The 13,011-nt window shown below is 64.7% G+C and carries 12 protein-coding genes; 5 read left to right on the forward strand and 7 right to left on the reverse strand.

The annotated features are described in order from the left end of the window. Positions 1-5: 5 nt before the first annotated feature. Positions 6-209 carry a DUF3079 domain-containing protein gene (locus E1N52_RS23280; protein WP_028206775.1) on the reverse strand — a complete coding sequence of 68 codons (204 nt, stop codon included), beginning with the start codon at positions 207-209 and terminating at the stop codon, positions 6-8. A gap of 233 nt (positions 210-442) precedes the next feature. Here E1N52_RS23280 and E1N52_RS23285 point away from each other — a divergent pair, with 233 nt between their 5' ends. The 3 genes from E1N52_RS23285 to E1N52_RS45295 all read left to right on the forward strand — a co-directional run bounded on the left by E1N52_RS23285 (position 443) and on the right by E1N52_RS45295 (position 4,687). Beyond that, complete coding sequence (locus E1N52_RS23285; RefSeq protein WP_133185089.1) at positions 443-2,926, forward strand: penicillin acylase family protein; 2,484 nt, start codon at positions 443-445, stop codon at positions 2,924-2,926. Between the two features lie 205 nt (positions 2,927-3,131). Continuing rightward, entirely contained in the window at positions 3,132-3,281 is a 150-nt protein-coding gene (locus tag E1N52_RS45450) for an MCP four helix bundle domain-containing protein (RefSeq protein WP_205965656.1), read from the forward strand. Then, positions 3,278-4,687 carry a methyl-accepting chemotaxis protein gene (locus E1N52_RS45295; protein ID WP_205965657.1) on the forward strand — a complete coding sequence of 470 codons (1,410 nt, stop codon included), beginning with the start codon at positions 3,278-3,280 and terminating at the stop codon, positions 4,685-4,687. Before E1N52_RS45450 ends, E1N52_RS45295 begins: the two co-directional genes overlap by 4 nt. A gap of 42 nt (positions 4,688-4,729) precedes the next feature. On the opposite strand, the gene E1N52_RS23295 is transcribed toward E1N52_RS45295, so the two are convergent. Together E1N52_RS23295 and E1N52_RS23300 are read right to left on the reverse strand one after the other, a co-directional pair. Next, positions 4,730-5,875: a DSD1 family PLP-dependent enzyme gene (locus E1N52_RS23295; protein ID WP_133185090.1), complete on the reverse strand. Its 1,146-nt coding sequence runs from the start codon at positions 5,873-5,875 to the stop codon at positions 4,730-4,732. Positions 5,876-5,958: 83 nt separating this feature from the next. Beyond that, positions 5,959-7,557 (reverse strand): EAL domain-containing protein, encoded by a 1,599-nt coding sequence (locus E1N52_RS23300; protein WP_133185091.1) that lies wholly within the window; start codon positions 7,555-7,557, stop codon positions 5,959-5,961. Between the two features lie 269 nt (positions 7,558-7,826). On the opposite strand from E1N52_RS23300, the gene E1N52_RS23305 reads away from it, so the two are divergent. Together E1N52_RS23305 and E1N52_RS23310 are read left to right on the forward strand one after the other, a co-directional pair. Then, entirely contained in the window at positions 7,827-8,339 is a 513-nt protein-coding gene (locus E1N52_RS23305; protein ID WP_133185092.1) for a hypothetical protein, read from the forward strand. A gap of 117 nt (positions 8,340-8,456) precedes the next feature. Then, entirely contained in the window at positions 8,457-9,260 is an 804-nt protein-coding gene (locus E1N52_RS23310; RefSeq protein WP_246089185.1) for an ATP-dependent Clp protease proteolytic subunit, read from the forward strand. 6 nt (positions 9,261-9,266) lie between these two features. Here E1N52_RS23310 and E1N52_RS23315 read toward each other — a convergent pair whose 3' ends face one another. From E1N52_RS23315 to E1N52_RS23330, 4 genes are all read right to left on the reverse strand, one after another. After that, positions 9,267-10,088, reverse strand: a complete 822-nt coding sequence (locus tag E1N52_RS23315; protein WP_133185145.1) for a type 2 periplasmic-binding domain-containing protein — start codon at positions 10,086-10,088, stop codon at positions 9,267-9,269. A 61-nt stretch (positions 10,089-10,149) separates the two neighbouring features. Continuing rightward, a complete protein-coding gene (locus tag E1N52_RS23320) occupies positions 10,150-11,022 on the reverse strand; it encodes an ABC transporter permease (protein ID WP_246089186.1) in 873 nt (290 codons plus the stop codon). Continuing rightward, positions 11,003-11,866 carry an ABC transporter ATP-binding protein gene (locus E1N52_RS23325; RefSeq protein WP_133185094.1) on the reverse strand — a complete coding sequence of 288 codons (864 nt, stop codon included), beginning with the start codon at positions 11,864-11,866 and terminating at the stop codon, positions 11,003-11,005. Before E1N52_RS23325 ends, E1N52_RS23320 begins: the two co-directional genes overlap by 20 nt. Next, a complete protein-coding gene (locus E1N52_RS23330; RefSeq protein ID WP_133185095.1) occupies positions 11,863-12,948 on the reverse strand; it encodes an ABC transporter substrate-binding protein in 1,086 nt (361 codons plus the stop codon). The genes E1N52_RS23325 and E1N52_RS23330 overlap by 4 nt, the downstream gene beginning before the upstream one ends. Positions 12,949-13,011: the final 63 nt, after the last annotated feature.

Consider the following 13,011-nt stretch of genomic DNA (forward strand, 5'->3'; position numbering starts at 1 on the left):
GCGCGTTAAGGCGTGACGCTTTTGCCGGACGCGTCGACTTCGATACCCCAGTCGCCCTGTTCGAGCCAGTCGTCGCCGAGCAGTTCGGCCGGATGCTGCGTGCGGCTCTGGCCGTTGCCGCATCGCATGTCGTTGGCAGGGCAGTAGTGGTCGCAGCCCCAGCACAGGCGCTCGGGGTGCAGCGGGTGAATCGGAAACTTCTTTGCCATGATGTCGCCCCTGTGCGATCTCGGACGGAACGCAATATTGAGATTGTGTTCTTTCCGCGGCACGGTGGCAGATGGCAGAGTGTCGCGCCCAGGACGCTCGGTGAAAAGGGGAGAAGGTCGCGCCGCTCTTCCTGCGTGTTGTTGCCACAGGGTCATGCTATGGTCGTACGGCGTCCGGCCGATCCGGTCGCCGCGCCTGGAAGCGCTGAACACAACGACCTGCGTGCTTCTCCATGACCCGTTCGAGTTCTCTCCCGCAAAAGCGGCGCCGCGCATGGCCGCTGATTCTGTTGTGTGCCGTCGTCATCGTTCTGGCCGCCGTGACGCTGGCGGGCTGGCTGACATTGCGCGGCAGCTTGCCGCAGCTGGACGGCACGCGCGCCGCGCCGCTCTCCGCACCGGTGACGATCGGGCGTGACGCGCTCGGCGTGCCGACGGTGCAGGGCGGCACGCGAGGCGACGTTGCTTATGCGACCGGCTTCCTTCATGCGCAAGACCGTTTCTTCCAGATGGATTTGCTGCGCCGGGTCGCCGCCGGCGAGATGGCGGCGCTCATTGGACCGGCGGCGCTGCCGCTGGACCGCCGCGACCGGCCCTTGCGCTTTCGCGAACACGCGCAGGCGGCGCTCGCTGCGCTCTCCGACGACCAGCGGCAACTGGTCGAGCGTTATACGGCGGGCGTCAACGACGGCCTGCGCTCGCTTCGTGCGCGGCCGTTCGAATACTGGCTGTTGCGCTCGCAACCGGCGCCGTGGCGTCCCGAAGACACGGTGCTCGCCGTCTACGCGATGTACTTCGATCTTCAGTATGACCAGGTGAGGCGCGTGCTCTCTCGCGCGGCGCTACGCGAGCGCGTGCCGGCCGATCTGCTTGCGTTCCTGCTGCCTGAGACGAGCCATTGGGACGCCCCGCTCGACGGGCAGCGCGCTTTGCCGCCGCCGTCATGGCTCCCGTCAACGCGGTCCGCCATCGATGCCGAACCGGAGGCCAACGTACTTTTCGCCGGCCTGCCTGGTTTCGTGAGCGATCTGGGAGGCGGCGGGAGCGCGGTCGATTCGATGGTCGGCAGCAACGGTTTCGCTGTCGACGGCGCACACAGTGCGCACGGCGGCGCGCTGCTCGCGAGCGACATGCACCTCGGCCTGTCGCTGCCGAACATCTGGTACCGGCTCTCGCTCGTCTATCCCGCGCCTGAAGGCAGCGAGCGGCGTATCACGGGCGTCAGCCTGCCGGGTACGCCGTTCGTCGTGGCCGGCAGCAACGGCCATATCGCGTGGGGCTTCACGAACAGCTATGGGCGCTTCGTCGATCTGGTCGAACTGCAGCGCGACCCGGCCGATCCGCTGCGCTACCGCGTCCCGAACGGCGGATGGGAGCATGCGCAGGTGATCCACGAGCGGCTCGACGTGAACGGCGGCGCGAGCGTCGATCTGCCGGTCGTGCAAACGCGCTGGGGGCCACAGCTCGTGGCCGGCGAGCGCGCGTATGCATTGCATTGGGTCGCGCAGGATCCGCAGGCGACCAACATGAACTTCATGCGGCTCGAAGGCATCACGAACGTCGCCGACGCGTTGCACGCCGCGCAGACCTTCGGCATGCCGACGCAGAACTTCATGGTGGCCGACGCGCAAGGGCATATCGGCTGGACGCTCGCCGGGCCGCTGCCGCGCTTCGCGCAAGCCGATGCAGACGATGAAGCTGCAGCGCTCGCGAGCATGCCGTACCCCTCCGGAACGTACGCCGGCTGGCAAGGGTATCGGACGCCCGATGCATATCCCGTGCGCGTTGATCCGCCGGCCGGGCGCATCTGGACCGCGAACAACCGTACCCTGCCGCTCGAGGAAGTGGCGCAGCTCGGCGACGCCGGCACCGATCTCGGCGCGCGCGCCACGCAAATTCGCAACGACCTGCTCGCGCTGCCGCACGCGAGCGAGCACGACATGCTCGCGGTGCAGACCGACGATCGCGCGTTCTGGATCGAGTACTGGCGACGCGTGGTGCTCGACGCGCTCGATGCACGCGCGCTCGACGGCCATCCACAACGCGCCGAATTCCGGCGCCTCGTTCAGGCGTGGGATGGCCGCGCCGATGTGAAGGCGGTCGGCTACCGGCTGGTGCGCGCGTTCTACGACTCGCTCTACGAAGCATGGTTCGGTGTACTGGACAAGCAGATGGCCGCGATTGCGCCGGACCTCAGCTATCGCGCGGCGAACTCGCGTTACGAAGCGACGATGGAGACGCTGGCCGACCATCGCGCGTGGATACCGGGCGGCTTCGCGGACTGGCGCGCGTTCATGCTGGACCGCATCGATCACACGATCGCCCGGTTGCCCAAGGGCACCACGCTCGAACAGGCGCGCTGGGGCGAGCGCAACCGCTCGACCATTGCGCATCCGTTCGCGCGCATGGTGCCGGCATGGCTGCCGTGGGTTCGCGGCTGGCTCAGCGCGCCGCACGACCCGCTCCCGGGCGACATCAACATGCCGCGCGTGCAGACGCGGGCATTCGGCGCGTCCGAGCGTTTCGCGGTGTCGCCGGGGCGCGAGCAGGACGGCATCTTCGAGATGCCGGGCGGGCAATCGGGCAATCCCATGTCGCCGTATTTCCTCGCGGGGCATGAAACGTGGGTGCACGGCGACGCGGCGCCGTTCCTGCCGGGCGCGGTGGTGCATACGCTGAAGCTCTTGCCTGCCAGCGCGCAGCAGGCTGGAAACTGAGGGCTCCTTGCAGCGGGCTTGAAATAAAGCGCGCGCGGCGGATTAGCAGAAGTCCGCTGACGCCGCTAGAAGCGCAGGCTGATTCTCCCTATACCAGTTGCCCGCCTACCCTTGGTGGGGGTGATTGAGTCAAGCTTGGCGCGCTCGCGTCGAGGCATTGACTCGCCGTGAGCCACATAACAGGGAATCGGATAAGGGGACAGCGATGAAGTGGCTCGATCGCATGACGGTGTTCAAAAAGCTGCTGACAGCATTCGCCGTTGTGATCGTATTTGCGGTGGCCGTCGGTGTTGCCGGCGTTTCGTCGCTGGCGTCGATGCATGACATCGCCGATCAAATCTGCAACCGGCTATGAGCGGCCAGTTCTGGCTCGAGGAAGCGGCCCGCAGCAAGCTGAGCACCGACCTCGACGCCGCGAATCTGGGCTACGCCGACGAAGCGGGACGCAATCGTCTGAAGGAAGACATCGTCGCGCAACTCAAACGCATGCATGAATCGCTGGATCGCTATGCTGGCGCAGGCGTTTCGGCTAGCGACCGCGCGCTTTACGACGACGTGCTCAGAAAAACCTCTGCATGGGAAGCGATCGTGCATCAGCAGATCGGTTTCGAGCCCGTGCCCGCAGGCGTGGACAACGCCGAACTCGTACGCCGTGCCATCGCGGCGAGCGAGGCCCTGGGCGACAGCGTGGCCGCACTGATCGATTCGCTGCAACGCGAGGCGAAGAGCGCGCAGACCGAAGCCACCGCGCAATTCCAGCACATGCGCGCTCTCATCATGGTGATTCTGCTTGGAGCGGTCGCGACTGGCGCGTTGCTAGCCTGGCTGATTTCGCAACGGCTTTCGCGCCAGCTAGGCTGTGAGCCGGCTGATGCCATGGAAATTGCAGGACGCATCGCGGCCGGCGATCTTTCGGTATCCATAGCAATGCGTCGCGGCGATACGGGCAGCCTGCTGTGCGCGCTGGGGGAGATGCGTGCGCAGCTCACCGGCATCGTCGCCAACATTCATGACTCGAGCGGTTCCATTCTTGTTGCCGCGCGCGAAATCTCGCAAGGCAACACGGACCTCTCGCAACGCACCGAAGAGCAGGCGGCGTCGCTCGGCGAGACCGCGACGAGCATGGAGCAACTGACCTCGACCGTGCGGCAGAATGCCGAGAACGCGAGACAGGTGGACGGGCTTGCCCGCGGCGCTTCCGAGGTTGCGGCGCGCGGCAGCGAACTGGTGAGCGAAGTGGCGAAGGCGATGGGCGAGGTCGCGCAGGACGCGAAGCGCATGACCGACATCATCGCGACGATCGAGAAAATCGCCTTCCAGACCAATATTCTGGCGCTCAATGCCGCCGTCGAGTCGGCGCGCGCCGGCGAGCAAGGGCGTGGCTTTGCTGTCGTGGCGGGCGAGGTGCGCGCGCTCGCGCAGCGCAGCGCGGCCTCGGCGCGGGAGATCAAGGAGCTGATCGAAGCCTCGACGGCGGGCGTCGCCAACGGCGCCACGCTGGCGCAGCGCGCGGGCTCGACGATGGTCGAGGTGACGGCGGCCGTGCAGCGCGTCACGGACATCATGGGCGAGATCGTCGCCGCCTCGGGCGAGCAGAGCACGGGCATTGAGCAGGTCAATCGCGCGGTTGCGCAAATGGACCAGGTTACGCAGCAAAACGCGGCCCTCGTCGAGCAGGCCGCCGCCGCGGCAAGCTCGATGGCCGATCAGGCGGCGCAGTTGCAGCAGGCGGTGTCGGTCTTCCGGTTCGCGGGCGCTTGACGTTAAAGCCGATGCCGCAGCAATCGTTGCGGGATCGGGACATCATCGGGAAAGACCGCGTGCGTCAATCGGCCAGATCGCTTCCACGCGCTCGCCCCGGAAGCAGACGTACTGATCGTAGAGATTCACGGTCGGGTCGCAATGCCCCGGTGTCACGAGTACGCGCTGTCCAAGCAGCTGGGTCGTATCGGCATCCGGCGTGCCGACTGTCTCCAGCTTGCCGTGTTCGTCATTGGCCGCGATGTAGGCGAGCGAGGGACCTTCGGACGCCGCCCATGTCACCTTTCGCGGAAGTCCGGCATCGACGGCCAGCCCCTTGAGGCCAACGTCGCATACCACCATGCCAGGGCGCGTGGCGCTCATGATCGTGGATAGCACGAACAGGCTGTTGCGCGGCCGTACGGCGCCGTGCCACGCAATGCCGCCATACTCGCCATCCATGATCGCGTAAGAGCCCGGCTGGACCTCGGTGTAAACGCCGCTGGCAACGTCGAATTCAAACGTGCCGGTGCCGCCGCCGGTCACGCGCGCACATCGCTCGCCGCGCACCTCGAGTGCGCGGACGAATGTTCCAGCGCGCTCGGCGGCGCGGCCGGCCGTGTCCTTTCTTGCGGACCAGTCGGCAATATGCTGCGCTCCGCCGTGGTAGGCCTGCAAACCGGCAAAGCGCAGGCCCGGATGCGCGGCGATGGCATCGATCAGCTCGAGCAGTGCGTCATGGGTTGTCACCCCGCAACGGTTCTGACCGACGTCGATCTCCGGCAACACGTCGATCGTGACGCCTGCGGACGTCGCTGCTTCGCCAAGTGCACGCACTTGAGGCAATGCGTCCACGCAAACGCTCAAATGGACGTGCGAAGCGAGTTGGGTGGCCATCAAGAGCTTGTCCCTGCCGACAAACTCATTGGTGACGTGAATGTCACGCACGCCGGCAGCGGCGAACGGATACGCTTCGCTCAGCTTCTGGCAACAGATACCCACGGCGCCGGCTTCGATCTGCCTCAGGGCGATGGCGCTGCTCTTGTGAGCCTTGGCGTGAGGCCGCAAGGCAACACCGTGCTCGGCGACGAACGTCGCCGTCTCGCGAAGATTCGCTTCGAATGCGTCGAGATCGATCAGCAGCGAAGGGGTGCCGACCGAGGAAAGCGAGTCGCCGATGAGGGCGGGGGCAGGGGGAGTGAGAGTCATCAAGGCTCCGTTCAGGGCGTGCAACCATGCTGCGCCAGTATTGCACACACCATGGCCGGTCTCATCGGCGCGCCAGCTTTTTGTCAACTGAGGTTCGCCGGCATGCTGTCCGCTTCGCGCGGCGCGCGATGCTTGCCCAGCCATTTCGCAAGCTCGGTGGCGGACAACGCCTTCGAGTAGTACCAGCCCTGGCCATACTGGACGCCCTTGTTGCGCAGCCACGTCACCTGCGCGCCCGTCTCCACGCCCTCGGCGACGATTTCCAGGCCCAACTCATGGGCCATCGAAATGATGTGCGGCGCGACGACGCTCGAGGCGGTGTCCTGGACGATCGTATCGACGAACGACTTGTCGATCTTCAGCACATCGATCTCGAAGGTCTGCAGATACGACAGGCTCGAGTAGCCGGTTCCAAAGTCGTCGATATAGATGGGATGGCCCGCGGCCCTGAATGCCGCAATGCCGCCGCGCGTGGATTCGGCGTTCATGAAGCTGCGCTCCGTCGCCTCGATGCGGATTTGCGCGGGCGCGATGCCGGTTCCTTCGAGCGACGCGGTAAGCAGGTTCAGGAAGCGCAAGCTCTGCAGATCCTCGCCGCTCACGTTGATCGAGACATAAAACGCAGGGTTCGCCGTGAGCAATTTCCCTAGCTGCGTGATCGTCTTTTCGAGCACGAGATCGGTCAAAGGCTGAATGAGGTGATTGTCTTCGGCCACGCGCACGAAAACCTCGGGCGAGATGGCGCGCCCGTTCAATGTCCACCGCACCAGTGCTTCGGCGCCTGCACACTGGTTATCGGCGAGCCGCACGATGGGCTGGAAAACCACGTCGATCTTGCGCCGGGCAATGGCCCACTGCAGCGTTGCAGGGAACGAGAGTTGCCGCGAAACGCGCTTGTAGGCGAGCCAACCGAGCGCGGCGCCGGCGAACACGCCGATCGTCAGCCACGCGGCGAGCAGCTTGGGCCAGTCGCCCGCCACGCTGCTGCGCGGCGACTTCACCACGACGGCAAGCGGCCGTGTCGACGAGCGGGCGACAGCGTAATTCCAGTCGCTGCTGTTCACGTTGCCGCTGTGCTTCCACGCATCGAGCATGTCGTCCGGATCCGCGCCGGCCGAGACTGCGAGGAGCCTTCCCGTCGCAACCTGGATCACGGCGATAGGACGCCTCGCCGGATCGATGAGATCGACATAGGAGCCCGGGTCGATGGAGACGTAGTGGCCGTTGCGGCCGAACTGAATGTCCTTGCGGACGTCGCTCAGCGGACTCTTCTGCTCGAACCACACCAGGTAGCCGTCTTCGCTGCGATAGTCGGGCGGCGGCAGCGTGAGATCCTTGTTGCGCGCGTCGCCAAGCAGTGGAGAGCAGAGGTAGTGCCCGTCGGCGTATGCGCCGGCATCCTGAACGTAGCGGTAGTTGTAGATGACGCGCGCGGCCTGTTCGAGGCTGGACTGCGAACAGGGCGTGCCCGGTTCCCGGTCCAGGTCGGAAAGGGCGGCGAAAGCCTGGTACGTGACGAGGTCCGTACGCATGACCGCCTTCTCGGCGAACTCCCTGAGGTCGGCCCGATCGCGCCGCTGGACGTCCTTGTCCGCGACGTAAAGACTCGTGAAAACGGGTACGAGGGTGGCGAGGCACCCGAGTGCGATCGAAGCCGAAATCAGCGTGATGCGCTTGATCATTTCGCACCCCGGAGGGATGGAACGTTAAGCAACGAACCAGAGGCTGGACGCACACTGAGGCGGCGCCCCCGATGCGCGGGAGCCCGAACGTCAGACCAAAGCATACTCTTTGGCGCTTCGTTTTCAACGGGCAAACGCGTCGGCAGCGCTTTCTGCGGCGCCGCCACGGGCGCGTTGCCGGTAGGACCAAGGTCTGATTGCCCGCGTCCGCCACGGCCGCCATGATCTGCCTGTGTTGCTCGCCAGGTTCGCTGCTCAGGGGAGCGTGAATGGGGACACTGTCCAATTTCGTGAAGCGCGCGTGGCTCGCCGCCGCGGTGCTGCTCGCGGCCGGCTGCGCCCAGCCGTGGCAAAGCGTCCAGCCCGGCACCGACCAGTCCGCGTTGATTGCGCGTCTCGGGCCGCCGCGCGAAACCTATAACCTGCCGGATGGCGGCAAACGTCTCATGTGGCCGACCCAGCCGATGGGGTCGACGAACACCGTTGCCGACATCGACGCGAGCGGCAAGGTCGTGAGCGTGCGCCAGGTCATGCAGGCGAGCGAGTTCTATCGGGCGAAGGTCAACGTGTGGACACGCAACGATGTCCTGATCAATTTCGGCCGGCCCGCGGAGACAGCCTACTTTTCGCGCATGCAGCGGGAAGTCTGGTCCTACCGCTACATCGAGAACAACATCGACTACATGATGTTTCACTTCTACTTCGACGATCAGGGCATCTTGCGGCTCACGCAGAAGACGCCTGATCCAATGCGCGACCGGAACCTGAGGCGCGGGTTCTAGCGCGGGTTCCGTTTAGAGGCGTGTATGCGTAGCGCCCGGCATTCGACGACCCTGCACCGCCTCGCACGCGCGTGGCTATCCGCAGCGCTGCTCATGTTGCCCGGCGTATCGCTGGCAATGGAATTCAAGCTCTATTACCAGCCCGATCTGAAACTGAACATGGTGATCGGGAAGGGAAAGATTCAGAGTGGCGATGCAGAAAAATTGCTTGCGGCCGCCAAACTTGCCGGCCGTGACAGCGAAGGACTCGTTCCACTCGTATTGGATAGCCCCGGCGGAAATGTCGAAGCGGCTTTTCGCGTGGTCGACGCGATGGATCAGGTCAGGGTCTATACGATCGTTCCGGATAATGCGAGATGCGCGTCTGCATGCGCCTCGATTCTATTTGCCTCAGGGGAGCGTAGAAGTGTCATGGGCACGGGGCAGCTTGGCTTTCATAGCTGTTATCGTCGCGCCGGGAGCACCTACGCCGCGGACTCGCTCTGCAACGAGATCATCGCGGCGAACGCCATGCAACGGGGCGTGAGCCACGCCGGCATCAATCGCTTCGTCGAGCAATATGGCGCGGCAGACATGGCGTGGGTCGGGCGCAATATCGCGTGCACCTTGCTTCGCGGGCTTTGCAGGCCAGGGCTTCTCGAAACGCAGCCCGCAACGAAAGCGGCGCTGACGCAAAGCTTCAATTGCAGCGAACTCATCTCCGCTCAGGCACAGCTTGTTTGTGGAGACTCGGAGCTTGCCCGCATCGACAGAACCATGGCCGAAGTCTTCAACCAGAAGCTGAACGTATCGACCAACAAAGACCGGCTAAGAGCAGAGCAGAGAGCGTGGCTTCGAAACTCGCGCAATGCGTGCGCCGACAAGGCGTGCCTCTTGAAGAGCTATCAGCTTCGCGTGGCCGAACTGAAGCGGGGCGGATAGTCGCGGCTAGTGGCAATACAAGTCGTTTTCCGCGTTGAACATGTCGAACGCGAGGCTGATCGCCTGATCCTTGCGTACGGTCGCTAGCCACCGGCTACGTTGCCACTGGTTTACCGTATTGCCGACGAATACCGCGCTTGCCGCGTCGCCGGCGCGCGTGGCGATGAACGCGGCCTGCGCGGCGATCGTTCCGCGTAGCGGGCGATAGTAGGACCAGTCCGCCTGCTTGAGCAGCGCCTCGATTACGAATTCGTCGTCGACGAGGGCGGCGCAATCGCCCGCCTGGAACGCCAGAAGGGCATCGAGCGGCCGGTTGGAACCGTGCATGTTTGCATGGAACTCGTGCGCTGCACGCTCCGCATAGGGGTTGCCTTGCGATGCGCAAATCGCGCGGCCGCGCAGGTCACGCCATGTCCGCACGTCGCCATGGCCCAGGACGAGCGCCATGCCACGGCCGCTCGAATACGAAGCCGGTGCGAACGCAACCTGCGCGTCGGGCGAGAAGCTCAGGCCGGCAATGGCGGCATCGGCTCTGCCCGACTGCAGGGCGGCACGCGCGGCCGCTGGTTCGGCCAGCAGGAACTGCACCGGCAGCCCCGCGCGGCGGGCGAGGTCCGATGCAAGCGCCGCCGCGAACGGATCGGGCGCACGCACCGTGCGATCGACCTTGCCGACGTAAAGCGTGGGCGCGGGGCGCGGGGGCACCGCCACGATCAGCACGCCGCGTGCTGCCGCGGCTGCGAAAGGCGGGTCGCTTTTGAGAAGGGCGCGTGGCAACTCGTTCTTCAGCGCCCATGCGAGCAATGCTACGAACGCGAGGGTGACCATTAGCACGGTGGCCGGCAAGCTTAAGCGCCGCGGAATTGTCGAAGCGCCGAGTTGGGCGTTCCTAGCCATTCTGCGCGAGCCCGACGCGCCAACGCAGTAGTTGCCGTTCGAGTATCGACAGACTCTGATTGATCAGCAGCCCAAAGATAGCGAGCAGAACGATGCCCGCGTACATATCGGGAATCTGAAACGTCTCCTGCGAATTGAGCGTATAGAAGCCGAGCCCCGAGCGCGCGCCGATCATTTCCGCCGCCACCAGCGCGGTAATGCTGTACGCCCCTGCCAGACGCACGCCCGTGAGGATCTGCGGCAGCGCCGCCGGCAGCACGACCTTCGTTGCGATAAAGCGCTGCGAGGCGCCCATCGAGCGCGCACAGTCGATCAGCACGCGCTCGACCTGTTTCACGCCCGCAATGGTGTTGAGCAGCACCGGCCAGAACGCGGCCCACACAACGATGGCGATCTTCGACGACTCGCCAATGCCGAGAAACAGCATGAAAACGGGAAAGAGCGCGAAGGCGGACACCTGCCGCAACAGTTGAAAGACGGGATCGACAATGCGCTCGACGCGCCGGAACCATCCCAGCAGGAAGCCGCATGCAATGCCACCGGCCACGGCGAGCAGCAAGCCGCTGATGGATCGCACGGCGCTCGCACCGATATGCGTCCACGCGTCGCCGTTTTCGAAGAGCCTTGCGATGGCGAGCGCGACCTGTGAAGGCGGGCTCAGGTACGCCGCGTTGACCACGCCGAGCCGAGGCAGCAACTCCCACAACAGCAGGAAGGCGATAAGCGCGATAGAGCGCTCCACGCCAACGTAAAGGCGCGCAATAGACGAAGCTGCACGCACGCGCTGAACGCGGCGCGAGGATTCGCGGACCGCGCCCGCGTTGGACATCGAGTTGGATATCGAGTCAGACATCGAATCGGACATGATCGGCTCCCGTCAATGCATGGGTTTGCGGCTGTGCGTCGAGTCGCGTGTCGAGTTCCGTGCTGAGGCTCGCCCATGCGCGCTGACGCAGCGCGACGAACGCCGCCGAGTGACGCAGCGCGGCGTCGCGCGGGCGCGGCAGATCGACGTCGATGATCTCTTTCACGCGTCCGGGGCCTCGGCCAAGAACCGCGACGCGATCGGAGAGAAAGATCGCCTCGTCGATGCTGTGCGTGACGAACACGACGGTCGTGGCACTCTGCTCCCAGATCGCGAGCAATTCCTGCTGAAGCAGTTCGCGCGTCTGCGCGTCGAGCGCGCCAAACGGTTCGTCCATCAGCAGAATCTCGGGGCGATAAGCGAGTGCGCGCGCGATGGCCACGCGCTGGCGCATGCCGCCGGAAAGCTGGTGCGGATAGTGATCCGCGAATTCCAGCAGGCCCACGAGGCGCAAGAAGCGTTCGGCCTCGCTGCGCCGCGCGGCGCGCTTCATGCCGCGAATTTCGAGTCCTGCTTCCACGTTCTTGCGAACGGTGCGCCACGGAAAGAGGGCGTAGCCCTGAAACACGAAGCCGAGCTTCTGCCGCACGGCGCTCACGGGGTCGCCGTCCACGCGGATATCGCCCGAGGTTGGCAGCGTGAGGCCGGCGAGCACGTTGAGGAAGGTCGACTTGCCACAGCCGCTCGGGCCCAAAAGCGCCATGAATTCGCCTTCGCGTACGGCGAGATCGAAGCGCTTGAGGACCGTATGGTGCGTGTCAGTTTGCGCGTTGGTATAGGTGAGCGAGAGGTCGCGCGCGACGATCTTCTCGCGTAGCGCCGTCGCAGTGTTTGCCGCGTTCACGAGCGTGTTCCGTTCGGCAAGGGCGTCGCGCTGGCCTGGGCCTCGTGCTTCGCAACCGGATTGAAGTCGTTCGTATAGACATCCTTAACGTTGACCTTGCCCTTCGGAATCTTGCCAGCCTGTTCGAGGATATCGATGTAGTACTGGATGGGCGGCTCCGTGACCACGAGATCCTTCACGTAGGCGTAGCGTTCCACGAGCCGGACGTCGATGCCGAGCCGCTCGGCCGTTAGCTTGCGCGCCTCGTCGGGATGCGCATTGACCCAGTTGCCCGCCCTGGCGATGGCCGTGACGAAGTCGCGCACCGCCTGCGGGTGGGCGCGGGCGAACGCGCCATTCACGCTATAGGGCGCCATGCCGCCAAGACCGTGATCCTCGTCCCAGTCGCTCCACAGCTTGCGCAGTTGCGGGTCGGCCTCCGCCGATCCGGAAAACGGCGGATGAATGATCGCGACATCCACGTTCTTCGTGACGAGCGCCTGCTCGGACTGATTGTCGGGCACGACCAGCCAGTTCACCTTCGAGACATTCACGCCGTGCTGCGCCAGATACTTCTTGGTAACGAATTCCGCGCACGCGCCGAAGCTGTTGAACGCTACCGTTTTTCCCTCGAAGTCCTTCGGCCCGAGAATGCCCGAATCCTTGCGCACGAAATACTTCATGTGCGGCGCGTCGGGCAGCGTTTCGCCGCCTGCGGAAATGACCTTGATATCGGCGCCGCTGGCAATCGCGGAAATAACGAGCGGCACCATGCGCGTGCCGAAATCGATATCGCCGGTGCCTACGAGCGGGATGATCTGCGGCGCGGAGATCTTGCCGACATATTTGGGCCGCGTGCTCGTGTTGTCGAAATAGCCGAGCTTGTCGGCGAGATAGACCAGGTCGAAAGCGGGGTTGTCGGGGTACTTGAAATAGGTGATTTCCTGCTGCGCCGACGCTTGCGTGGTCGTGACAGACGCGTCTTGCGCCTGCTCACCATGCGGCTTGCAACCGCTTGCGAGAATCAGGGCCGCAGCCGCGCACGCGGCAAGCAGGGCGGTTCCGGCTGAGTGCCGGCGGATTTTCGAGGAGAACGCCTTCATGAGCGGAGACTCGGCAACGAGCAGGGTAGGTGAGTGAATTGACGATGCTCGATGATTGTCGAT

It is taken from the genome of Paraburkholderia guartelaensis, assembly GCF_004353905.1.
In the GTDB taxonomy this organism is placed as follows: Bacteria; Pseudomonadota; Gammaproteobacteria; order Burkholderiales; family Burkholderiaceae; genus Paraburkholderia; species Paraburkholderia guartelaensis.

Excerpts from the sequence above, each read along its gene's own strand:
- E1N52_RS45450 (WP_205965656.1), top strand. The coding sequence starts at position 3,132 with ATGAAGTGGCTCGATCGCATGACGGTGTTCAAAAAGCTGCTGACAGCA.
- E1N52_RS23310 (WP_246089185.1), top strand. The coding sequence starts at position 8,457 with ATGGAATTCAAGCTCTATTACCAGCCCGATCTGAAACTGAACATGGTG.
- E1N52_RS23285 (WP_133185089.1), top strand. The coding sequence starts at position 443 with ATGACCCGTTCGAGTTCTCTCCCGCAAAAGCGGCGCCGCGCATGGCCG.
- E1N52_RS23295 (WP_133185090.1), bottom strand. The coding sequence starts at position 5,875 with ATGACTCTCACTCCCCCTGCCCCCGCCCTCATCGGCGACTCGCTTTCC.
- E1N52_RS23280 (WP_028206775.1), bottom strand. The coding sequence starts at position 209 with ATGGCAAAGAAGTTTCCGATTCACCCGCTGCACCCCGAGCGCCTGTGC.
- E1N52_RS23315 (WP_133185145.1), bottom strand. The coding sequence starts at position 10,088 with ATGGTCACCCTCGCGTTCGTAGCATTGCTCGCATGGGCGCTGAAGAAC.
- E1N52_RS23305 (WP_133185092.1), top strand. The coding sequence starts at position 7,827 with ATGGGGACACTGTCCAATTTCGTGAAGCGCGCGTGGCTCGCCGCCGCG.
- E1N52_RS45295 (WP_205965657.1), top strand. The coding sequence starts at position 3,278 with ATGAGCGGCCAGTTCTGGCTCGAGGAAGCGGCCCGCAGCAAGCTGAGC.
- E1N52_RS23300 (WP_133185091.1), bottom strand. The coding sequence starts at position 7,557 with ATGATCAAGCGCATCACGCTGATTTCGGCTTCGATCGCACTCGGGTGC.
- E1N52_RS23330 (WP_133185095.1), bottom strand. The coding sequence starts at position 12,948 with ATGAAGGCGTTCTCCTCGAAAATCCGCCGGCACTCAGCCGGAACCGCC.
- E1N52_RS23320 (WP_246089186.1), bottom strand. The coding sequence starts at position 11,022 with ATGTCCGATTCGATGTCTGACTCGATATCCAACTCGATGTCCAACGCG.